Consider the following 21,033-nt stretch of genomic DNA (forward strand, 5'->3'; position numbering starts at 1 on the left):
GCAACGCTGTGGGGACGGGCCCGACCGTCCTGGTGACGGGCGGGTCGAGCGGGTTGGGGGCGGCCGTGGTGACGGCCGTGGCCCGGGCCGGCGGCCGGCCGCTGGTGCTGGACCGCAACGCCCCGGCCGACGGGGTGCCGTGGATCGAGTGTGACCTGGCCGACACCCGTGCGGCCGAGGCGGCCACCCGGCGGCTCGCCGAGCGCTCCGGGGGCCTCGACGCCGTCGTCACCGCCGCCGGCATCGACGTGCCCGGCCGGCTCGCCGACCTGCCCGGGGAGACCTGGGACCGGATCATCGCCGTCGACCTGCTCGCCACCGCCGCGGTGATCCGGGCCGCCCTGCCCTGGCTGGAGGAGTCGCGGGGCAACGTCGTCACGGTCGCCTCCACCCTCGGCGTGAAGGCCGTCAGCGACGCCACCGCGTACTGCGCCGCGAAGTTCGGCGTGGTCGGCTTCACCCGCGCCCTCGCCGCCGAGCTGGCCGGGGCGGTCGGCGTCACCCTGCTCGTCCCCGGCGGGATGCGCACCGCCTTCTTCGACGAGCGGGACGCGCAGTACCGGCCCGGCCCGGACGCCAACCTGAACGACCCCGCCGACACCGCCGCCGCCGTCATGTTCGCCCTGTCCCAACCGCCCGGCAGCGCCGTCCGCGAGCTGGTGGTCTGCGCCGAGCGGGAGTCGTCGTACCCGTGATCCTCGTGCTCCGGGCGCTCGGCGTCGGCGACCTCGCCACCGGGGTGCCGGCGCTGCGCGCCCTGCGTGCCGCGTACCCCGACCGGGAGCTGGCCCTGGCCGCCCCGCGCTGGCTGGCTCCCCTGGTCGACCTGGTCGGCGGCGTCGACCGCCTGGTGCCGGCGGACGGCCTGGGGAACCTGGGGTGGTCCGGCCCGCCGCCGGAGCTGGCGGTCAACCTGCACGGCCGTGGCCCCCGGTCGCACCGCGTGCTGGCCGCCACCCGCCCCGGCCGGCTGCTCGCCTTCGCCAGTCCCGACGCCGGCCACGCCGACGGCCCCGACTGGCGGGCCGACGAGCACGAGGTCGACCGGTGGTGCCGCCTGCTCGGCTGGTACGGCCTCCGCGCCGACCGCGCCGACCTCGCCCTGTGCCGTCCCGCGCCCGGCGGCGCGCCGACCGGGGCGACGGTGGTGCACCCCGGCAGCAAGGTCGCGGCCAAGCGCTGGCCGGCCCGGCGGTTCGCGGCGCTGGCCCGGGAGCTGACCGGCCGGGGACACCGGGTGGTGGTCACCGGCTCGGCGGGCGAGCGGGAGCTGGCCGGGTGGGTGGCGTACCACGGGGGGCTCGCCCCGGACGCGGTGCTCGCCGGTCGCACGGACCTCGGCGACCTCGCCGCCCTCGTCGCCCACGCCCGGCTGGTGGTCAGCGGGGACACCGGCGTCGCCCACCTCGCCACCGGGTACGGCACCGCGTCGGTGGTGCTCTTCGGCCCCGTCGCGCCGGCCCGATGGGGGCCGCCGCCGGACCGCCCGTGGCACCGGGTGCTCTGGCATGGCGACGGCGGCCCGCGCGACCGGCCCGCCGCCGTCTCGCCCGGAGAGCGGGGTGATTGGCCCGTGTTCGATGGGGTAAAAACCGATTCGACACTGTTGGCCGTCGGCCTCGACGAGGTGCTGGCGGCCGTGGACGACGCGGAACGGGCGGTGCGGATCTCCGGTGCGGTTACGGCGTAGCGATCCGGGCAGGCCGGGGTACGGCCGCCGGCGAAGCGGCAGGGGCTGGACCTTCCTCGACCCGAGGGGCGAGCCGGTCCGCGAGCCCGGCGAGCTGCCCCGGCTGCGGGACCTGGTGATCCCGCCGGCCTGGCGGGAGGTGTGGATCTCGCCGCACCACAACGGGCACATCCAGGCCACCGGGATCGACGCCGCCGGCCGCAAGCAGTACCTCTACCACCCGCAGTGGCGGCGCAACCGGGACGAGGCGAAGTTCGACCACGTGCTGGAGGTCGCCCACCGGCTCCCGGTGCTGCGCGAGCGGGTGGAGCACGACCTGTCCGGCCGTGGGCTGAACCGGGACCGGGTGCTCGCCACGGTCGCCCGCCTGCTCGACATGGGGACGTTCCGGGTCGGCAGCGACCAGTACGCGGTCGGCGACGACGCCACCTTCGGCGTCTCCACCCTGCGCCCGGAGCACGCCCGCAGCCGGCGGGGCTGCGTGGTGTTCGAGTTCCCCGCCAAGGGCGGCATCGACCTGGTGCGGCGGATCGAGGACCCTGAGCTGTGTCGGGTGCTGACCAACCTGCGCCGCCGGCGCCGCCGGGCCGAGCGGCTGTTCGGCTACTGGGACGGCCGGGACTGGCGGGACGTGCGCAGCGACGAGGTCAACGAGTACCTGCGCGCCGCCAGCGGCGGTGAGATGACCGCGAAGGACTTCCGCACCTGGCACGCCACCGTGCTGGCGGCCACCGAGCTGGCCACCCACGGGCCGGCCCGTTCCGCCACGGCCCGCAGGCGGGCGGTGGCGGCGGTGATGCGCGAGGTCGCCGAGCTGCTCGGCAACACCGCGACCGTGGCCCGTACCTCCTACGTGGACCCCCGGGTGGTCGACCTGTTCCACGACGGGGTGGTCGCCCCGGTGGAACCGGGCACGCCCCGGGCGGAGGCGGAGCGGCGGGTGCTGGAGCTGCTGGAGGACGCCTGACCAGCCCCGTCGACGGTCCTGGGGGGAGAGCGACGGGGCCGGAGCCGGCGGCCGGTGACCGACGCACGGGGATCGTCGCGTCGCGCGGCTGGGGACGCGGACGGACGGCACCGGGCGGTCGCCCGCGACGGTGGGTCGCGGACGCCTCGCCACGGCCCCCGTTACGTGTGGGCCGCCGCCGCGGTGGTCCCGCTCGCCGGCCCGCCCCAGTATCGGTGGGCGGCGGCGGAACCGAGTTGACAGTGCATGCCGGGAGGTTGACGATCCGTGCCGTTGCGGACGGTGCGTCCGGGTAAGCGCCCCGGCGGGCGGTACGGGGTCACTCCTGCGGTGCGGCACCGGCCGTGAGCGGGTCGGGCCGGCCCGTCTCCTGCCACCGGCTCTCCCGGAAGGCGCGCGGGCTGGTGCCGTACGCGGCCCGGAAGGCGCGGCTGAAGTGGGTCTTGTCGCGGAAACCCCAACGCGCGCCGATGGCCTGGACGGTCTGGTCGCGCAGGAGCGGGTCGGCGAGGTCGCGGCGGCAGCGTTCGAGGCGGCGTCGGCGGATGACGCCGCTGACGGATTCGTCCTGGTCGGCGAAGAGGCGGTGCAGGGTGCGCAGGGCGACGTGGTGGGCGTCGGCGACGGACTGGGGGGACAGGTCCGGGTCGCCGAGGTGGCGCTCGACGAAGTCGCGTACCTGGGTGAGCAGGACCTGTTGGCGCATCTCGGTGGGGAGGGCGGCCTCGGCGTCGAGGTGGCGGGCGAGCAGCAGGGAGACCAGGGTGAGGGTGACGTCGGCGAGGTGCGGGGCGTCGGTGGCGCGGAACTGCTCGGGACTCCGGGTGATCCTGTGCAGGTGCTGGGCGAGCAGCGCGCCGGGCCCCTGCGTGCCCGAGATCCGCACCGCCGAGAGCCGGTCGACCTTGTCGGCGTCCAGCGGCAGCAGCGCCCGGGAGATGACCACGGTGGCCGAGGCGGCGTCCTCCCGGCCGTGATGCCGGCTGGCGTGCATGATGTCGTGCGGTCGACCCCAGTCGATGAGCGCGAAGTCACCGCTGCCCATCGCGGTGTCCCGGCGCCGGGCGCTGATCGCGCTGTTGCCGGCGACCGTCAGCGGGATCTGGTAGACCTCCGGGTCGGCCTGGCGGATCAGCCGGGCGGTCCGCCGCCCGATCAGGGACTGGTAGCGGAACCGGGTCAGCTGGATCCCACCGCCCAGGTCGACCAGCCGGGCGCGGCCCCGGAAGTCGGCCGCGTGGTCGCTGGCGAACGCGATCGGCGCGGAGACCCGTGCCGACATGTCGACCCAGAAGGGCCACCGCTCCGCCGGCGGCAGCGCCGCCGTGTCCACCGTCTCGGTCCGCAGTGTGCCCATCACCGACCTTCCCGTGCGGTGCCCGTGCCGGGTTGTTGCCGACGCGGCCGGCCGCCCCTCATCGCCGGTCGGCACGTCCATCGTCCACCTCCCCGTCCGTGGCAGGGCTCCATTGTCGACGCTAAGGGTGGCCGGTCCGCCCCCGGAGTCCCACAGGGTTCGTGCCGGCCAGTGCCACTGGCCCGACCGCCGCACCTCGCTACCTACCCGCAGCCCTGCCGCAGCCCCAGGGCATCCCCGCGCGGAGGGGCAAGATCCACGCAGTTTCACGGAAAGAGTGGTCATATCGCGTCCGGAGGCCACTCTTTCCGTGAAACTGCGGGACGCGACACACGGCGGTGCTGGGTCGGTGAGGCGGTTGCGGATCTGGGTTAGGGGGAGGATTGGCGCTGGCCCGGCTGGCCGCCGAGGTGACCGGCGGTCATCGGGTCAGGGGTGGCCAGGTGCATCGGCCGGTGTCGGGCCGTCGAGCGCCACGCCGGCGATCACCGTACGCGCCAAGAGGAGGGCGTTGAGTCGGGCGGCTTGGCGCGTCAGGTGGTCGCGTTCGGCGAGGTTGGGTGCCTTCTGGGCCGCCTCGGCGTACAGCCGTGCCGCCGTCGCCAGGTCGCCGTCGCGCTCGTGAAGGTGCGCCGCCACCGCGGCGTGGCGGGGCAGTGAGTCGTCCAGCGCCGCGAGGGCCGCCAGGCCGGCGCGCGGTCCGTCGGCCTCGCCGACGGCCACCGCGCGGTTGAGCCGGACGACCGGGCTGTCGGTCAGGCGCGCGAGTTCGTCGTACCAATCGACGATCTGCACCCAGTCGGTCTCCTCGGCGGTGGGCGAGTCAGCGTGGAGTGCCGCGATGGCGGCCTGGGCCTGGAAATCGCCCAGCCGGTCGCGGGCGAGGGCCGCCTGCAGGATCTCGACGCCCTCGGCGATCGACGTGGTGTCCCACCGGCGGCGGTCCTGCTCGGCGAGCGGCACCAGGCTGCCGTCGGGCGCGGTCCGGGCGCCGCGCCGGGCGTGGTGGAGCAACATGAGGGCGAGCAGCCCCGCCACCTCGGGGTGGTCGAACGCGGCCGCGAGTTGCCGGGTGAGCCGGATGGCCTCGGCGGCGAGGTCGACGTCGCCGGAGTAGCCCTCGTTGAAGACCAGGTAAAGGACGCGCAGCACGGTGGCGACGCCGCCGGGCTGGTCCAGCCGCACGCCGGAGACGGTGCGCTTGGCCCGGCTGATGCGCTGCGCCATGGTCGCCTCGGGCACCAGGTATGCCTGGGCGATCTGGCGGGTGGTCAGCCCGCCGACGGCGCGCAGCGTGAGCGCGACCGCGGACGACGGCGTCAGCGACGGGTGGGCACACAGGAAGTAGAGCTGGAGCGTGTCGTCCACTGCGGGCGTGGGCCCTGGTTCCGGCTCCTCGTCGACGCGGTCCTCACGCCGGCGGCGGGCGGCGTCCGCCCGGGTCGCGTCGAGGAACCGGTGCCAGGCCACGGTGACCAGCCAGCCCTTCGGGTCCCGCGGCGGGTCGGCCGGCCAGACGCGGACCGCCTCGACCAGCGCGTCCTGCACGGCGTCCTCGGCCGCCGCGAAGTCGGCTCCGCGGCGGACGAGGATCCCGAGCACGCTCGGCGTGAGGCTCCGGAGCAGGACCTCGAACACCTGCGAGGTCACTCCGTGATGGTGGGCGGCGCGGCCAGGAAGGGGCGCACCTCGAGCCACTCGTGGATCGGCCGCCCGCCCGCCCCGGGGGCGGCGGACAGCTCCCCGGCCAGCTCGACGGCGCGCTCGTAGCTGTCGACGTCGATCACCATCCAGCCGGCGATGAGGTCCTTGGTCTCGGCGAACGGGCCGTCGGTGACCGGCGGGCGACCCTCGCCGTCGTACCGGACGAACGTCCCCTCGGGGGCGAGGGCCTGGCCGTCGACGAACTCGCCGGTCTCCTCGAGGCGGGCGGCGAAGTCGTTCATGTACTGCACGTGGGCCGAGATCTCCTCCGGCGTCCACCGGTCCATGGGCACGTCGTTGACCGCAGCCGGAGCGCCCCGGTAGTGCTTGAGCAGCAAGTACTTGGCCATCGTTTTCTCCTCGATGCTGGTGCGACCCATTTTGGTCGCGTTCACCTCGGGGACGGAGCCAGTCCCGAGATCTCGACATCGCCGTACGGGTCTTTTCGGGTGAGTGGGCAGGAGAGCGCTTCGGTCATCGCCGAAGCGAAGGTCTCCCGCCCGAAGCCGCGGGGCCCACTCGGCGGACAAGGTGCTGGGGGTCGCCGCAGAGCGGCTGTCCACAGGCGTACGCGATGCCGGCGACCATATCGCCTGGTGGAACTTCGGCTTCACGCTCGGCTTCGGCGCGACCAGTCTCTGCGCGGCTGGCAGGCGCGGTCCGGTACGTGGGCGTGGACGACGAGGCCGCCGTTCTCTCGAGGGTGGATGGTCAGTGTGCCGTTGTGGCGTTCGATTATGCGCTTCATGATGGCCAGGCCCAGCCCGTAGCCCGGGTTCTGCTCCTGTGCCAGCCGAGTGGTTTTGCCGTGGTTGAAGGGTGCGGTGAGATCGTCGATCGTGTCGGGGTCGATGGGCTCCCCGGTGTTCGAGATGGTGATGTCGATGCCGCCGGCGCGGGCCAGGGTTTGGATGTTGACCTGGCCTTTGTCGATGTTGTGTCGCACGGCGTTGATGATGGCGTTACGAAGGAACTGTTCGATCAGCGTCCTGTCTGCGGTGAGCGGCCTGTCCGTTGTTTCGACGGTAATGTCCAGGCCGCGGGTGGCGATCAGCGCGTCGAGGTCGGTCAGTGCTTCGCGGATTGCCGCAGCCAGGTCGACCGGCTCTGGCTCCCCCAGCCGGGAAGTCTCGGCGCGGGCGAGATCCAAGAGGGCGTTGAGGATGGTCTCGCTGCGCTTGGTCGCGGTGAGCGCACGGGTGACGGCCGGTTCGAGTTGGGTTGGGACTCGTCCCTGTTCGAGGGGAATTTCGAGGGCAGTGCGGGCCGTGGCGACTGGGGTACGGAGCTCGTGGGATGCGTTGGCGATGAACTCGCGTTGCCGGGCGAAGGAATCTTCGAGCCGGTCAAGCATCTGGTCGATCGTGTCGCCGAGTTCTTTGATCTCGTCGGTCGGGCCGGGCAGGTTCAGTCGTGCGTCGAGTTGGTGTTGGGTGATGGAACGAGCGGATGAGGTGATGTCGGCGATCCGGGCGAGGGCGGCACGGGATAGCCTGGATGCGGCGAAAGCAGCGAAGACGGCGAAGACGGCGAGGATTCCCAGGCACCACCACACGAGGCCGGCGAGTATGTCGTCGCGGAGCGTGATCTGGGTCCGATCAATAACTCCTTGGATTCCCCCCGTTGGCAGCCCGTCGGGGTATGTGACGGAACCCGGTTCGAGTAGCGGGTCGCCGCTCTGCCAAGCAACCACCGTGCCGTCGGTGCCGACGAACCCATTGACCCCGCCGTGCTGAGCGGTGTCGAACAGGTGAGCCACAGCGATATAGACGACGGCGAGCAGGACGATTCCGGCGGTGAGAAACGCGGCGGTGAAGGTCACCGTGAGCCGGGTGCGGAAGCTGTGCAAGCGGGGCATCCCTCGACTCATGACGGGGCCTCGATTCGATAACCGCGTCCATGCTCAGCGACAATCAGGTCCGGTGTGCCGAGCTTACGGCGCAGGGAGTAGACGGCCATCTTCATGGCGGCGCGTTCGGTGTCGTAGTCCTCGTCCCAGGCATGGTCGATGAGCTGCCGATAGGTCACGAGACCTCCGTTCGCGACAACAAGGGCTTCGAGTACCGCGTACTCCTTGGTGCTGAGGCGCACCGGTATTCCACGTCGGGTCACCTTCTGCCCAGCAGTGTCCACGATGAGGTCCGCAACGCTGCGGGAGGTGTCGCCGGGGTCGAGCCGGCGGGTGAGGGCGTTGATGCGGGCCGTTAGCTCACGGTAGGCGAAGGGTTTCGTCAGGTAGTCATCCGCCCCGAGGTCCAGGCCTTCGACGCGGTCGTCGATTCCGGCGGCGGCGGTCAGCATGAGAATGCGTACGGGGTGGCGCATGGCCGCCAGGGTCCGGCAGACGGTGTCACCGTCGAGGATGGGCAGGTTGCGGTCCAGCACCATCACCTCAGGATCGCTGAGCTGGAGCCGGCTGAGCGCGGTCGCGCCGTCGTGAGCGACGTCGACCGTGTATCCATCGGCGCGTAGCCCCTCGGCCAGGCTCGTGGCGAGGTCGATCTCGTCTTCCACGATCAGCACCCTCATCACCCCATTGTCCGGCGCGGACGGTAAGGAAACGGTCAGGAACGCGCTGACCGTTCGCTGACCGCCGACCGTCTAGAACTTCTCCTGACCGATCCCGTGACACCGGGATGCAACCCGTCAGTGAGGACGAACCATGTTCAGCAACGACCACCGGCCAGCCATGGCGAGGCTGTTCGTCGTGGGCGCCGCGCTTGCCGCGGCTCTCACCCTTTCCAGCTGCACGTCCACGCCAAAGGTGCCTTCCGCCGGCGACGCACCGGTAGGTAAGGGTGATGCGAAGACGGCGGCGAAAGCGTACGCGGACTGTTTGCGCGCTGAAGGGGTGCAGAACGTGATGGTCGGACCGGACGGCTATGTCGGACCCGGTATTTCGATTGATTCCGCTCAGGGAAACAGCAGCCCCGGCCCGGTCAAGTTCGACGCGGCAGCGGCCGAACTCTCCGCGGCTGCCGAAAAGGTCTGCCGTGCGAAGGTGCCCCAGTACGAGCCGCCACGGAACGGCGACGGAACCGACCCGGCCCTGGCGGAGGCGTCTCGTGCGTTCGCGAAGTGTGCCAGGGAGAACGGCATCGCGGCCTTTCCGGACCCGGAAGGTGCGTCCGCGGAGATGGCAGTGCCGGCCGGGACGACGAAGGAACAGTTCTTCGCCATGTTCGCGGCATGCAAGAGGACGATCGTGCCGGCCGGTGACAAGAAGGGTACGTTCGTTGCCCCGAACTTCACGGGCGCGTTCGACGCAGCCTGGAGCGAGGAACTGTACTCCCGCATCATCGATGGCGCGAACTCCTAGGCGAGGCGAGCAGTGCGAAGCCGTACCCGCGTCGCCGCCGCCGCAGCCGTCCTGGTGCTCGGTGCTGTGGCTGCCGCCTACGTGTGGCAGCCCTGGCGCAGGGACGCCCCCGTACCGGGTCCGAAGGTGAACACCCAGACGATCGTGCGAGAGGCATTGACGTCGAACACGATCCTGAATGCGCAGCTCAGCTACGGCGACCCGGTCACTCTCATCGGTGGCGGTGGCGGCATCCTCACGGTGCTGCCGTCCCCCGGGAAGGTGCTCAAGGTTGGTCAACGCGTCTACGAGACGGACGGGCGGCCCGTCGTGCTCCTGAAAGGCGCCCGGCCATTCTGGCGCGAGCTCAGAACCGGAGTCACCCCGGGCGAGGACGTGCGCCAACTCGAACGGAATCTCGTCAAGCTGGGCTTCAGTGTGGGCCTCACCGTGGACGACACGTTCACCCGGTCCACCGCCCTGGCGATCAAACGCTGGCAGGACTCCCTCCGCATGAAACGCACCGGCGTGTTCGCCCCAGGCGATGCCGTCGTCACCCCGGCGAATGCGATCCGTGTCGAGACCATTCACGTGAAGCTCGGGGCATCCGCTAACGGCGACATCCTCGACTACACCGACACCACCGTCCACGCAATCGCCAACCTCAGCACCGCCCAGGCCGGATCGTTGATGCCCGGGAAACCGGTGACCGTAGTCCTGCCTGATGGGTCGACCATCGGCGCTCAGATCACCCAGATCCAGAAGAACCGCGGATCCGACAAGGACGGAAAACGATTACCGGACCGTTCGGTCATCGAATTCGCCGACCAGTCCTCGGTCTCAAGGATCGGCCTCTCCGCGGTGCGGGTCACCATCCCCAGTGACACCGTCGATGGAGCCATCGTCGTACCGGTCACCGCGCTCCTCGCCCTGGCCGACGGCGGGTACGGCGTCGAAGTGCTCCGGAACGGTAAGCGGGTCCTCGTACCCGTGAAGGTGGGACTGGTCGCCGATTCCCGGCTACAGGTCACCGGGGACATCAAGGAAGGGGAGGAGGTGGTGGCGCCATGACCGAGTTCGTCCTCACCGTCGAGGAGGCGTCCAAGACGTATCCGACAGACCCGCCGACGCACGCACTCAGCGCAGCCAACCTGGCGGTGCGTGCCGGAGAGTTGGTCGTGATCGTGGGACCGTCCGGGTCGGGCAAGTCCACCCTGCTCTCGATCATGGGCACCCTTGAGGACCCCACCAGCGGAACAGTGCGTCTGCGGGGCTACCCGGTCGCTCGACTCGGCGATGCGCAGCGTGCGGCACTGCGGGCACGACACATCGGTTTTGTCTTCCAACAGTTCCACCTCATCCCCACCCTCACGGCCGAGAAGAATGTGGCGACCGGGCTGCTCTACACCGGCGCCGGACACGCCGAACGCCTCCGTCGGGCCCGGGACGCTCTCGACGCCGTCGGGCTGGCCCACCGAACCCGGTATCGGCCCGGACAGCTTTCCGGAGGTGAGAAGCAGCGCGTCGCGATTGCCCGCGCACTCGTCAAGCGGCCGAGCATCGTGTTCGCCGACGAACCCACCGGTGCCCTCGACACGGCCACCGGGGAGAACATCATCCGTCTGCTCAGTGAGATTGCCGGCTCCGGAACGACGGTCATTGTCATCACCCACGACCAGGCGATTGCCGACACGATGCCGCGCCGTGTCCGGATCCGCGACGGCCGTATCACCACCGATACCGGGGCGCCCACCGCATGAGCATCTCTGACCTTCATCCGATCCGGGTCCGCGTCCGCGACCTCCTCGACGACGCCACCGCCGGAACCTGGGCAAGACCGCTGCGCACCGTCCTGTCGTCCATCGGGATCGCGATCGGCATCGCCGCACTGGTCGCCATCACCGGCGTCGCGGGCTCCAACAAGGCCCAGTATCTGCACGAACTCGATGGCATGGGCGCGAACCTGCTCACCGTCGAGCCCGGGAAGGACACGGATGACAAGACCGTACCGTTGCCCGCCACGGCGCTGGAGATGATCGAACGCATCGCCCCCGTCACGAATGCCGCCGCGGTTTATGCCGTACCCGAGACGGTGCGCGCCTATCGCACCGATCGCGTCCCCATCAACCAGACCAGGGGGCTGCTCGTCCAGGCCGCAGGCCCCGGGCTCCCCGCAGCGATCGACGCCGACCTGGCCTGGGGGCAGTGGTTCAGCAACGCCAGCCGCATCCTCCCGACGGTCGTGCTCGGATCGGAGGCCGCCACGACGCTCGGCATCGCCTACCCCGGACAGCGCATCTGGGTCGCCGACCAATGGCACTCTGTCATCGGGGTTCTGCGCCCGGTCGTCCTCGCAGACGGTATCGACCACGCTGTCTTCCTCGGCGATGACTGGACCGAGGACGCCATCTGGCCACAATTCAGCGACACGACCGGCGCTACACCAGGCAGCATCGCCATGATCTACGTCAACACCCACCCCGGCACCGCCGCTCAGGTGCGTCCCGTGCTCGCCGGCACCGCCAATCCCGCCGCACCCCAGTACGTCGGAGTGTCCCAGCTCTCCGACTATGCCGACATGCGCGAACTTGCCGACACCAGCCTCAGCAACCTCGCCACGGCGCTTGCCGCAATCGCGCTCCTGATCGGTGGGGTCGGCATCGCCAACACCATGGTCGTCGCCGTCATCGAACGTCGCGGCGAAATCGGACTCCGGCTCGCCCTCGGAGCGCGACGCACACATATCGCCGCTCAATTCATCTTCGAAGCGCTTACTCTCGCCGCCATCGGCGCGACCATCGGCATCAGCACCGGCGTCCTGGTCACCATCGGCTATGCCGCAGTCAACGCGCAAGCCGCAGCTCTTCCCATCACCGCGATCGTCGCGGCACCCGCACTCGCTCTCACTGTCGGGATCATCGCCGGGGCCTACCCCGCCTGGCGAGCCACCCGGCTCGCACCCAACGATGCACTCCGCACAGCCTGACGGGGCGGCAAGCGGGCTCAGACCGGCCGCCCCCGGCGCGGGGACGGCCGGCGTGCCGCCCGGATCAGTCGTTGAGGACCTGGGAGAGCCGGTCGCGGAACCGCCGCTCGGAGTCGCTCACCTGGTCGCCGCCGAGGCCGAGGATGCCGCCGCTGGAGGCCGCGCCCACCACATGCTCGGTGATCTTCATCAGCCAGTGCTTGTAGGCGCCGGCCTCGCCCTCGTCGACCTTGTTGGCCAGAAGCCGGGCCGCCGAGGCCGCCCGGTTCAGCACGTCCTCGATCATCGCCCGCGGGTCGGCCGGCACGATCACCGGCAGCTCCTCGCCGGCCTCCGGGTCGCCCACCCGGGACACGATCTCGCCGGCCACGGCGGCGACCAGGGGACTGGCCGACTCCCGGCCGGTGGCGATGGTCTCCAGGCCCGCGGCGTTCTCGGCCATGGTGCGACGGGCGCTGTCGTGCTCGGCGACGCTCGCCGCGGCGAGGACCGCCTGCGGCAGGCCGGCCAGCAGCCCCCACTCCTCGTCGGAGAAACCGAACCCGGTGTACGCCGGCTGCTCGATCACGTCCACGCTCCTCTCATCCTGGTCTCACTCGGCTCGACCGCCACCGCACCCCGGTGGCCGGGGCCCGGCTCAGGCTAGTCGAGGGTCAACAGCCCTTGTTCGGACACCACGCGCACCGACAGCGTCTTGTAGCCGACCTCTTCGAAGAGCACCGTCATCCGGTCGTCCTCGTAACTGAGCACCATGCCCGGCCCCCACTCCGGGTGCCGCACCTGGCTGTGCACCGGGAACGGCCCGCTGGCGCCGTCGTCGGCGACGCTCGTGCCGGCCAGGCAGTTGTCGCAGTGCCCGCACACCTTCGTCATCTGCTCGCCGAAGTACGCCAGCAGCGTCTGCCCCCGGCAGCCGGTGGTCTCGGCGAAGGCCCGCATCATGTCGGTCCGGGACCGGGTCACGGTCTGCTGGCGTTCCGCCTCGGCCCGCGCGGCCTCGCCGGCCTCGGCCGGCGTGGGGGAGTACCGGGGCGCGCCGATCCGCTGCTTCGACCGCGGCTCGGCGGCGCCGATCTGCTCCAGCAGGGCGAGGTACTGCCCGAGCTTGCGCGGTCCCAGGCCGGTCAGCTCCCGCAGCTCCTTCTTCGTGGCCGGCTTCTTGCGCAGCAGGGCGGCCAGGTCGCGCAGCTCGGTGGCGTCCGGCAGGCCGCCGGAGAAGAAACGTTGCAGGCCGACGTCCTCGGCCTGCCAGAGCAGCAGCACCCGGGCCGGCTCCCCGTCCCGTCCGGCCCGGCCGATCTCCTGGAAGTAGCTGTCCGGCGAGTCGGGCAGGGCCATGTGCACCACCCAGGCGATGTTGGGCTTGTCGATGCCCATGCCGAACGCGGAGGTGGCCACCATGATCGGCACCTGGTCGGCGAGGAACGCCGTGTGCAGTTCGCCGCGCGCCCCGGCGGGCATGCCGCCGTGGTAGTACTGCGACGGGTAGCCGGCGTCCGTGAGCCGGCCGGCCAGTTCCTCGGCCGCGCGCCGGGTCGGCACGTAGATGATCCCGGGCCGCCGGTCCTCGCGCAGCAGCGCGATCAGCCGCCGCCACCGGTAGTCCTCGGTGGGGCAGTGCGCCACCTCGAGGAAGAGGTTCGGCCGGTCCAGCCCGGAGACCACCACCTCGGCGTCGCGCAGCCGCAGCCGGGCGATGATGTCGTCGCGGACCGGCGGCGAGGCGGTGGCGGTCAGCGCGACCACCGGCGGCCGGCCGATGCCGTCGATGAGGTGGCCCAGCGCCAGGTAGTCGGGGCGGAAGTCGTGCCCCCACGCCGAGATGCAGTGCGCCTCGTCGATCGCCACGAGCGCCGGCTTGAGTGACTTCACCTCCGCCATCCGGTCCGGGTTGGCGAGCTGCTCCGGGGTGATGAACAGGAACTCCGCCCGGCCCTCGCGGATCTCGGCGATCGCCTCCGCCTGCTGGGCGGCGGTCTCGTCGGAGCTGATCCGCACCGCCCGCAGCTCCGGGCGTTGCCGCTCGTTGAGCGCCGCGATCTGGTCCTGTTGGAGGGCGAGCAGCGGGGAGATCACCACGGTCGGGCCGGGGATCAGACTGGCCGGGATCTGGTAGATCGCCGACTTGCCGGCACCGGTGGGCAGCACCACCAGGGCGTCGCGTCGCTTCATCACCGCGCGCATGGCGGCGAGCTGGTTGGGCCGCAGGGCGGTCCAACCGAACAGGCTGCGCGCCGCGCGGCGCAGCGTCATCGAGTGCGTTGACAGTTTCATCGAGGGCCGGAGGTACCCGACGCGATCAGCGGCGAAACCCCACGGCACGCGCGTGTCGGCCCGTACGGCTACGACCGGCGACCGCGGGGGTCAGCGCCGGCGGAACATCGCCCGGATGGCGGCGAGCAGGAGCAGGCCGCCGACGACCAGGCCGAGCAGCCGAACACCGGGTACGTCGGCCGCGCTGGTCGCGTCGGCGAGGGGCGGCAGTGGCATGTGGGAACTCTCCCACGCAGGGCGGTTCCGCGCCACGGATTAACAGTAAGGTTTATTGACTATTAGTGGTGCCCGGTGTGACCATGGCAAGCACCGCCGCAGCCCGCGGCCGGGTCCGAAACGGGAAAGACGGGGGTACCGCAGCCGCATGAGCAGCACACCGACGGGAAAACTGGCGAGCCTGGCGGCCGCTGTCCTGCAACCGGGATTCGTCGGCACCACCCCACCGCCCTGGGTCTGCCGGTGGCTCGGCGAAGGGCTCGGCTCGGTGGTCCTCTTCGCCCGCAACATCGTCGACCTCGACCAGGTCGCCGAGCTCACCGCGAATCTGCGCGCGGAGCGGCCCGACGTGGTGGTCGGCATCGACGAGGAGGCCGGCGACGTCACCCGGATCGAGTCCGGACGGGGCAGCTCCCGCCCCGGCAACTTCGCCCTCGGCGCGGTCGACGACCCGGAGCTGACCCACGAGGTGGCCCGCGACCTCGGCCGCGAGCTGGCCTCGGTCGGTGTCACCCTCAACTACGCCCCGGACGCCGACGTCAACTCCAACCCGGCCAACCCGGTCATCGGGGTCCGTGCCTTCGGGGCCGACCCGGCACTGGTCGCCCGGCACACCTCCGCCTGGATCCGGGGGTTGCAGTCCAGCGGGGTGGCGGCCTGCGCCAAGCACTTCCCCGGCCACGGCGACACCCGCGTCGACTCGCACCAGGACCTGCCCCGCATCGGCGGCACCCGGCAACAGCTCGACGCCGCGGAGCTGGTCCCGTTCCGGGCCGCCGTGGCGGCCGGGGTGCGGGCGGTGATGACCGGCCACCTGCTCGTCCCGGCGCTGGACCCGGAACTGCCGGCCACGCTCAGCCCGCGCATCCTCGGCGGCCTGCTCCGCGACGAGCTCGGCTTCACCGGTGTGGTGGTCACCGACGCGGTGGAGATGCGCGCGGTCGCCGACCGGTACGGCTTCGCCGGGGCGGCCGTGCGCGCCCTTGCCGCCGGCGCGGACGCGATCTGCGTCGGCGGGGAGCGGGCCGACGAGGACTCCGCCCGCGAGCTGCGCGACGCCATCGTCGCCGCCGTCGTGTCCGGTGAGCTGCCCGAGGAGCGGCTGGCCGAGGCGGCCCAGCGGGTCGGCCAGCTGGCGAGCTGGACGACGGCGGCCCGGGCCGCCGGTCCGGCCCGCTCCGGCGTCGCGGTCGGCGGCTCCCTGGTCGGGCTGGCCGCCGCCCGCCGGGCGGTCCGGGTGACCGCGCGCACCGGCGCCGAGGCAGCGCTGCCCCTGGTCGCCGCCCCGCACGTGGTCGAGTTCGAGCCGCCGCGCAACATCGCGATCGGCCAGGAGACCCCGTGGGGGGTCGCCGCCCCCCTCGCCGGCCTGCTCGCCGGCACCACCTCGGTACGCCTCGGCGAGGCCGACCTGCCCGCCGACCCCATCGCCGGGGCGGCCGGCCGGCCGCTCGTGCTGGTCGTCCGTGACCTGCACCGGCACGAGTGGATGCGCGCCGCCGTGCGGCGGGCCATCGCCGCCCGGCCCGACGCGGTGGTGGTCGAACTGGGCGTGCCCGCGCTGGTCGCCGGGGTGGTGCACGTGGCCACCCACGGCGCCACCCGGGCCGCCGCCCGCGCCGCCGCCGAGCTGCTCGCCGGCACCCTCGCCGCGCCGCTGGCCGGCCTTGGGAAGCCCGTCGCCTGACGGCCCGTCGCCCGACGGCCCGTCGCGTTGTGGGCGGGTCGTCGGGCGCGCCCGACGGTTCAGGCGGAGATGACCAGGTCCGCGTACTCCGGATGGCGCTCGATGAACGCGGCCATGAACGGGCACCTGGGCGACACCCGGCCGCCGCGCTCGCGGACCTGGTCCAGGGTGGCCCGCATCAGCGCGGATCCGACCCCCATGTTCTGGAACCCGGGGTCGACCTCGGTGTGGGTGAAGACCAGTACCTCGCCCCGGGGCAGGTACGCGGTGAACCCGGCCAGCGCGTCGTCGACCAGGATCTCGAAGCGGCGGCGGGCGGGGTTGTCCTCGACCAGGAAGCTCACCCGGCCATTCTGCCCCGGGCCCCGGCCAGCTGGTCCCGTTCCGCCGGCAACCGGTCCACCCAGTCGGGTCGGCAACCGGGGTGCGAAGGCGTTGACCAGGGGCGATTGCGTGTCGGGCGGGCGTTCGCGCGGATCTCGTACCCTTGACCGGGTGACGAACCGACCCGGTACCCCCCCGTCCACCCCCGCCCGCCGGGCCGTCGGCCTGCTGGCCGGCCTGGCGCTCGGCGTCGCCCTGCTCGCCGGCTGCAGCAGCGAGGGCGCCTCCACCGACTGCGGCCTGGACGCCTGCACGGTCACCTTCGACCGTGGCGTCGAGGCCAGCGCCACCATCCTCGGCGTCGAGGCCAAACTGGTCGGCGCCCAGGGCGACCAGGTGACCGTCGAGGTCGCCGGCGAACAGCTGTCGCTGACCGTTGGCCAGCAGGCCACCGAGGTCGGCGGCTTCGCCGTCACCCTGGACAGCGTCACCGACCAGGAGGTCAAGATCCGCGTCTCGCGTAATCCCGGCAACTAGCGACGCCGCGCGGCGGTGGCCGACGTTTGGGGATCTCCGCAATCGGAGATTGTGGCGCCATGTCACTCACCCGGAACGCCGAAGCCACCGCCTCGCAGGCCGCGAACAGCCGGTGGCTCGAACTACTCGCCCGGGCCGGCTTCATCGGCTACGGCGTCGTGCACCTGCTGATCGCCTGGCTCGCCCTGCAGATTGCCTTCGGCAGCTCGGGCGGCAAGAGCGGCGACCAGTCCGGTGCGCTGAGCACCCTGGCCGAGAAGCCGATGGGCAAGTTCCTCTGCGTCGCCATCGCCGTCGGCATGCTCGCCATGGCGATCTGGCAGGCGCTGGAGGCGGCCGTCGGCCACCAGGCCGAGCGTGGCAAGGACCGGGTGCTGGAGCGCATCGCCTCGGCCGCCCGCACCCTGGTCTACCTCTACTTCGCCGTGACCGCCTGGAAGGTGTTCTCCAACGCCGGCTCCAGCAACGCCGACCAGTCGGAGGCGCTGACCGGCAAGCTGATGACCTCCACTGGTGGCCGCTGGCTCGTCGGGCTGGCCGGGCTGGTCCTCGCCGCCGTCGGCATCGGCCTGGTGATCTACGGGTGGAAGAAGAAGTTCGAGAAGCGCCTGAAGACCGGCGAGATGAACGCCCACACCCGGACCCTGGCCCGCCGGCTCGGCATGGCCGGCTACATCGCCAAGGGTGTCGCGTACGGCATCGCCGGCCTGCTGGTCGTGGTGGCCGCCGTCAACTACGACCCGGAGAAGGCCCGCGGCCTCGACGCCGCGCTGCGCACGCTGCGCGACCAGTCCTACGGCCCGGTGCTGCTGGTCCTGGTCGCCCTCGGCATCGCCTGCTACGGCGTCTACTGCTTCCTCCAGTCCCGGTACCGCAAGGTCTGACCTGGTCGGATCGGGAAACAGCGGGCACCATTGGGCCTTTGCCCGGTTCCAGGTTGCCCGCTGGGGGAGAGAGATACCTGTGCAGAGCTACCTCACGACGGTCGTCGCCGCGCTCGCCGCGGCGGCGATCGCCCTTTTCCTGGTCGAGGTGGTGCACCGCGCGACCCGGCGGTTCGGCCGGCGCTCGCTGCTGATGACCGAGCTGACGGACCATACGCACCGCTCGCTCCAGGTCGCCGCGACCGTCGTCGCCGTGCAGTTCGCCGTCCGGTTCTCCACCGGCTACGCCGTCGGCACGCAGTGGCGGCAGGTGGTGCTGCACCTGCTGGTGCTCGCCGTCATCGCCGCCGCGGCCTGGCTGGTCGCCTCGTTGCTGGTGGCGGCCGAGGACGTGGCGCTGGCCCGGTTCCGGGTCGACGTGCCGAACAACCGGCAGGCCCGCCGGGTACGCACCCAGGTGGTGATGCTGCGTCGGCTGACCATCGCGGTGATCGTGATCCTGACCGTCGGCGTGATGCTGATGACCTTCCCCAGCGTCCGGGGCATCGGGGCCGGCGTGCTGACCTCCGCCGGCGTGGTCGGTGTGGTCGCCGCGTTGGCCGCGCAGAGCCTGCTCGGCAACGTCTTCGCCGGGCTCCAGCTCGCCTTCAGCGACGCGGTGCGCCTGGACGACGTGGTGGTGGTCGAGGGGGAGTGGGGCCGGATCGAGGAGCTGACCCTCAGCTACGTGGTCGTGCAGATCTGGGACGACCGCCGGCTGATCCTGCCCACCTCGTACTTCACCAGCAAGCCCTTCCAGAACTGGACCCGGACCGAGGCGGCGGTGCTGGGCACCGCCGAGTTCGACGTCGACTGGTCGGTCAACGTGCAGGCGATGCGCGAGGAGCTGCGCCGGCTGGCGGAGAGCAGCGACCTGTGGGACGGCCGGGTGTGCGTACTCCAGGTGACCGACGCCACCGGCGGCCTGGTCAAGGTCCGCGCCCTGGTCAGCGCGGCGGACGCCGGCAGTCTGTGGGACCTGCGCTGCCTGGTGCGCGAGCACCTGGTCGGCTGGGTCCGCGACCACCGCCCGACCGCCCTGCCCCGGATGCGCGCCGAGGTCGGCGACTCCTCCGGCGCCCTGCCCTGGCAGTCGGTGCAGCCCCGGCGCCCGGTCCGCCGGCCGGCCGACACCGACGTCCCCGACGATGCCCGGGTCTTCGGCGGCAGCGACGACGGCACGGCCCGCAGCGAAGCCTTCGTCGGCCCCGACGACACCCCCACCCCAACGCTCACCCCGACCCCGACCCACACCCGCTGAATGCGGTGATCAAGAGGTCTGCGCCGCCCGGACCGCAGATCCCGACGCAGACCTCTTGATCACCGTGGGCCGGGTGGGTGGGGGTCTGGGTTTGGGAAGGCGGGTTCTGGGGACTGGTGCGCGGGGTGGTCGGTGCTACTGGCTGCACCGCGCAGGATTGACGGGCGGCGGCTCCGGGCATACAGCGCGGTGATGATGAAAGGAGGACAGCATGGCTGACGTCGCGAATCACCGCACGTCTCGGACCGGGAGCGAGCCGTCCACCGCGGAACTGGTGCAGCGGGCCACGGAGCAGGTCTCGCGCCTCGTCCGGGACGAGCTCGCGCTGGCCCGGGCGGAACTGACGCAGAAGGGCAAGCACGCCGGCATCGGGATCGGCCTGTTCGGCGGTGGCGGGGCCCTGGCGCTCTACGGGCTCGGCGCACTGGTCGCCGCCGTGATCCTGCTGCTGGCGCTGGTCATGCCCGCGTGGCTGGGCGCGCTGATCGTGGCGGTGGCGCTCTTCCTGCTGGCCGGGATCCTCGCGCTGGTCGGCAAGAAGCAGGTCAGCCAGGCGGTCCCGCCGGTTCCGGCGGCGACGGTACGCAGCGTCCGGGCGGACGTGGACACCGTGACCGCCGCGGTCCGGGACAGGGGACGGGCATGACGGGCAACGGGGCCGGCGACACCGAGGGGCTCCGCGAGGAGATCCGGCGGACCAGGGTGGAGCTGGGCGAGACGATGGAGGCGCTGGCCGCCAAGGCCGACGTCAAGGCCCGCCTGAGGTCCTCCGCCGAGCAGGCGAAGGGCCGGATGCGGGAGCAGGCCGCGCAGACGGTGGCCCGGGTGCGGGAGCAGGCGGCGCAGGGGGCCGGAGTGGCCCGGGAGGGGGCGTCCACCGCCGGCGCGGGGCTGCGCGGCCCGGTGCCGTGGGCGGCCGTCGCCGCCGGGGCGGTGGCTACGATGATCGTGTTGTTGATCGTTCGGGGGAGGAACAGGTGAGCAGGGGCATCGGCAAGGCCGCGTACAAGCCGGTCGGGGTGCTGCTCGGCGTGGCCGCCGGCACGGTCGCGGGCGCGATCTTCCGGCAGGTCTGGAAGGCGACCGCAGGCGACGGCGAGGCCCCGAGCGCCACCGACGAGGACCGTGGCTGGGGCGAGATCCTGGCCGCCGCCGCCCTCCAGGGCGCGATCTTCGCGGTGGTCCGGGCCGCCGTGGACCGGGGCGGGGCGGCCGGCGTGCGGCGGTTGACCGGCCGCTGGCCCGACTGACCCGTCGGCACCATGGAAAAGGGCCCTTTCCGGTATGCGGGAAAGGGCCCTTTCGCTCGGGGCGCGACCCGTCCGGGCCGGAATTCGGGCGTCCTTCGGGTCACCTCTCCGAGGATCTCTTCGGGTACGCTGTGCGAAGTTTTCGCTACGTGGTTCGCTGTCCCACGCTGTTGCGAGAAGGCGTGGGTTGAGAGAAGTCTCCTGCACAGGGGGCCGCCTCAGGCGCCGCTGCTCGAAAACGGCCAATCGGCCGCACGGCGTGCTCGGCCGCCAGTTTTAGAAGGAGATTCACATGGCGCAGGGAACCGTGAAGTGGTTCAACGCAGACAAGGGCTTCGGCTTCATCACCGTCGACGGCGGGGGTGCTGACGTGTTCGTCCACTTCTCGGCCATCCAGTCCAGCGGCTACCGTTCGCTGGAGGAGAACCAGCGGGTGGAGTTCGAGATCGCCCAGGGTCAGAAGGGCCCGCAGGCTGAGCAGGTCCGCCCGATCTGAGCAGCCGTGGCCGGCGTGCCGGCCGAGGCCGGGTGATCCGCCCGGATCACAGCGAAACCCCGC

Annotated in this window: 23 protein-coding genes and 1 pseudogene; 15 read left to right on the plus strand and 9 right to left on the minus strand. The window is 71.9% G+C overall.

Going from position 1 to position 21,033, the window contains the following annotated elements; all coding sequences use genetic code 11:
* The first annotated feature begins 8 nt into the window (after window positions 1-8).
* The 3 genes from ACFYZF_RS12215 to ACFYZF_RS12225 are packed head-to-tail and all read left to right on the plus strand — an operon-like array spanning window position 9 to window position 2,657.
* Entirely contained in the window at window positions 9-695 is a 687-nt protein-coding gene (locus ACFYZF_RS12215) for an SDR family oxidoreductase (RefSeq protein WP_387019314.1), read from the plus strand.
* The gene (locus tag ACFYZF_RS12220) at window positions 692-1,690 is read left to right on the plus strand and encodes a glycosyltransferase family 9 protein (protein ID WP_387018953.1); all 999 of its coding nucleotides are present in this window, start codon (window positions 692-694) and stop codon (window positions 1,688-1,690) included. Before ACFYZF_RS12215 ends, ACFYZF_RS12220 begins: the two co-directional genes overlap by 4 nt.
* Entirely contained in the window at window positions 1,674-2,657 is a 984-nt protein-coding gene (locus ACFYZF_RS12225) for a DNA topoisomerase IB (protein ID WP_387018956.1), read from the plus strand. Before ACFYZF_RS12220 ends, ACFYZF_RS12225 begins: the two co-directional genes overlap by 17 nt.
* 319 nt (window positions 2,658-2,976) lie before the next feature.
* Here the strand turns inward: ACFYZF_RS12225 and ACFYZF_RS12230 are convergent, their stop codons facing one another.
* The 5 genes and pseudogenes from ACFYZF_RS12230 to ACFYZF_RS12250 all read right to left on the minus strand — a co-directional run bounded on the left by ACFYZF_RS12230 (window position 2,977) and on the right by ACFYZF_RS12250 (window position 8,247).
* Window positions 2,977-4,014, minus strand: coding sequence for a helix-turn-helix domain-containing protein (locus ACFYZF_RS12230; RefSeq protein ID WP_387018959.1), 1,038 nt, complete (start codon window positions 4,012-4,014; stop codon window positions 2,977-2,979).
* A 507-nt stretch (window positions 4,015-4,521) separates the two neighbouring features.
* A pseudogene (locus ACFYZF_RS12235) lies at window positions 4,522-5,652 on the minus strand (RNA polymerase sigma factor); the annotation flags it as partial.
* Window positions 5,653-5,660: 8 nt separating this feature from the next.
* A complete protein-coding gene (locus ACFYZF_RS12240; protein ID WP_387018960.1) occupies window positions 5,661-6,068 on the minus strand; it encodes a YciI family protein in 408 nt (135 codons plus the stop codon).
* Window positions 6,069-6,328: 260 nt separating this feature from the next.
* Window positions 6,329-7,567: a sensor histidine kinase gene (locus ACFYZF_RS12245; RefSeq protein ID WP_387018963.1), complete on the minus strand. Its 1,239-nt coding sequence runs from the start codon at window positions 7,565-7,567 to the stop codon at window positions 6,329-6,331.
* 17 nt (window positions 7,568-7,584) lie between these two features.
* Window positions 7,585-8,247 carry a response regulator transcription factor gene (locus tag ACFYZF_RS12250; protein ID WP_387018966.1) on the minus strand — a complete coding sequence of 221 codons (663 nt, stop codon included), beginning with the start codon at window positions 8,245-8,247 and terminating at the stop codon, window positions 7,585-7,587.
* A gap of 133 nt (window positions 8,248-8,380) precedes the next feature.
* Between ACFYZF_RS12250 and ACFYZF_RS12255 the strand changes: the two genes are divergently transcribed.
* From ACFYZF_RS12255 to ACFYZF_RS12270, 4 genes are all read left to right on the plus strand, one after another.
* The gene (locus tag ACFYZF_RS12255) at window positions 8,381-9,037 is read left to right on the plus strand and encodes a hypothetical protein (RefSeq protein WP_387018969.1); all 657 of its coding nucleotides are present in this window, start codon (window positions 8,381-8,383) and stop codon (window positions 9,035-9,037) included.
* Window positions 9,038-9,163: 126 nt separating this feature from the next.
* A complete protein-coding gene (locus ACFYZF_RS12260; RefSeq protein ID WP_387018972.1) occupies window positions 9,164-10,087 on the plus strand; it encodes a peptidoglycan-binding protein in 924 nt (307 codons plus the stop codon).
* On the plus strand, window positions 10,084-10,776 hold the full coding sequence (locus tag ACFYZF_RS12265; RefSeq protein ID WP_387018975.1) for an ABC transporter ATP-binding protein: 693 nt from the start codon (window positions 10,084-10,086) through the stop codon (window positions 10,774-10,776). Before ACFYZF_RS12260 ends, ACFYZF_RS12265 begins: the two co-directional genes overlap by 4 nt.
* Window positions 10,773-12,002, plus strand: coding sequence for an ABC transporter permease (locus ACFYZF_RS12270; protein WP_387018977.1), 1,230 nt, complete (start codon window positions 10,773-10,775; stop codon window positions 12,000-12,002). Before ACFYZF_RS12265 ends, ACFYZF_RS12270 begins: the two co-directional genes overlap by 4 nt.
* 64 nt (window positions 12,003-12,066) lie before the next feature.
* Here the strand turns inward: ACFYZF_RS12270 and ACFYZF_RS12275 are convergent, their stop codons facing one another.
* From ACFYZF_RS12275 to ACFYZF_RS12285, 3 genes are all read right to left on the minus strand, one after another.
* Window positions 12,067-12,570: a hypothetical protein gene (locus ACFYZF_RS12275; protein WP_387018980.1), complete on the minus strand. Its 504-nt coding sequence runs from the start codon at window positions 12,568-12,570 to the stop codon at window positions 12,067-12,069.
* Window positions 12,571-12,644: 74 nt separating this feature from the next.
* Window positions 12,645-14,276, minus strand: coding sequence for a RecQ family ATP-dependent DNA helicase (locus ACFYZF_RS12280; protein WP_387018983.1), 1,632 nt, complete (start codon window positions 14,274-14,276; stop codon window positions 12,645-12,647).
* Between the two features lie 90 nt (window positions 14,277-14,366).
* Window positions 14,367-14,492: a hypothetical protein gene (locus ACFYZF_RS12285; protein ID WP_256371533.1), complete on the minus strand. Its 126-nt coding sequence runs from the start codon at window positions 14,490-14,492 to the stop codon at window positions 14,367-14,369.
* 148 nt (window positions 14,493-14,640) lie between these two features.
* Between ACFYZF_RS12285 and ACFYZF_RS12290 the strand changes: the two genes are divergently transcribed.
* Window positions 14,641-16,179 (plus strand): glycoside hydrolase family 3 protein, encoded by a 1,539-nt coding sequence (locus tag ACFYZF_RS12290; RefSeq protein ID WP_387018986.1) that lies wholly within the window; start codon window positions 14,641-14,643, stop codon window positions 16,177-16,179.
* Between the two features lie 59 nt (window positions 16,180-16,238).
* On the opposite strand, the gene ACFYZF_RS12295 is transcribed toward ACFYZF_RS12290, so the two are convergent.
* Window positions 16,239-16,523, minus strand: a complete 285-nt coding sequence (locus ACFYZF_RS12295) for a GNAT family N-acetyltransferase (RefSeq protein WP_387018989.1) — start codon at window positions 16,521-16,523, stop codon at window positions 16,239-16,241.
* Window positions 16,524-16,674: 151 nt separating this feature from the next.
* Here ACFYZF_RS12295 and ACFYZF_RS12300 point away from each other — a divergent pair, with 151 nt between their 5' ends.
* The 7 genes from ACFYZF_RS12300 to ACFYZF_RS12330 all read left to right on the plus strand — a co-directional run bounded on the left by ACFYZF_RS12300 (window position 16,675) and on the right by ACFYZF_RS12330 (window position 20,970).
* A complete protein-coding gene (locus tag ACFYZF_RS12300) occupies window positions 16,675-17,040 on the plus strand; it encodes a hypothetical protein (protein WP_387018992.1) in 366 nt (121 codons plus the stop codon).
* Window positions 17,041-17,099: 59 nt separating this feature from the next.
* On the plus strand, window positions 17,100-17,924 hold the full coding sequence (locus ACFYZF_RS12305; protein ID WP_387018995.1) for a DUF1206 domain-containing protein: 825 nt from the start codon (window positions 17,100-17,102) through the stop codon (window positions 17,922-17,924).
* A gap of 79 nt (window positions 17,925-18,003) precedes the next feature.
* Window positions 18,004-19,224, plus strand: a complete 1,221-nt coding sequence (locus tag ACFYZF_RS12310; protein ID WP_387018998.1) for a mechanosensitive ion channel family protein — start codon at window positions 18,004-18,006, stop codon at window positions 19,222-19,224.
* A gap of 211 nt (window positions 19,225-19,435) precedes the next feature.
* Entirely contained in the window at window positions 19,436-19,870 is a 435-nt protein-coding gene (locus ACFYZF_RS12315) for a phage holin family protein (protein WP_387019000.1), read from the plus strand.
* A complete protein-coding gene (locus tag ACFYZF_RS12320; RefSeq protein ID WP_387019003.1) occupies window positions 19,867-20,205 on the plus strand; it encodes a DUF3618 domain-containing protein in 339 nt (112 codons plus the stop codon). The genes ACFYZF_RS12315 and ACFYZF_RS12320 overlap by 4 nt, the downstream gene beginning before the upstream one ends.
* The gene (locus tag ACFYZF_RS12325) at window positions 20,202-20,474 is read left to right on the plus strand and encodes a DUF4235 domain-containing protein (RefSeq protein ID WP_161691336.1); all 273 of its coding nucleotides are present in this window, start codon (window positions 20,202-20,204) and stop codon (window positions 20,472-20,474) included. The genes ACFYZF_RS12320 and ACFYZF_RS12325 overlap by 4 nt, the downstream gene beginning before the upstream one ends.
* Window positions 20,475-20,766: 292 nt before the next feature.
* Window positions 20,767-20,970 carry a cold-shock protein gene (locus tag ACFYZF_RS12330; protein ID WP_088962828.1) on the plus strand — a complete coding sequence of 68 codons (204 nt, stop codon included), beginning with the start codon at window positions 20,767-20,769 and terminating at the stop codon, window positions 20,968-20,970.
* The last annotated feature ends 63 nt before the right edge of the window (window positions 20,971-21,033 follow it).

The sequence above is a fragment of the Micromonospora sp. NPDC001898 genome (assembly GCF_042891255.1).
GTDB lineage: Bacteria > Actinomycetota > Actinomycetes > Mycobacteriales > Micromonosporaceae > Micromonospora.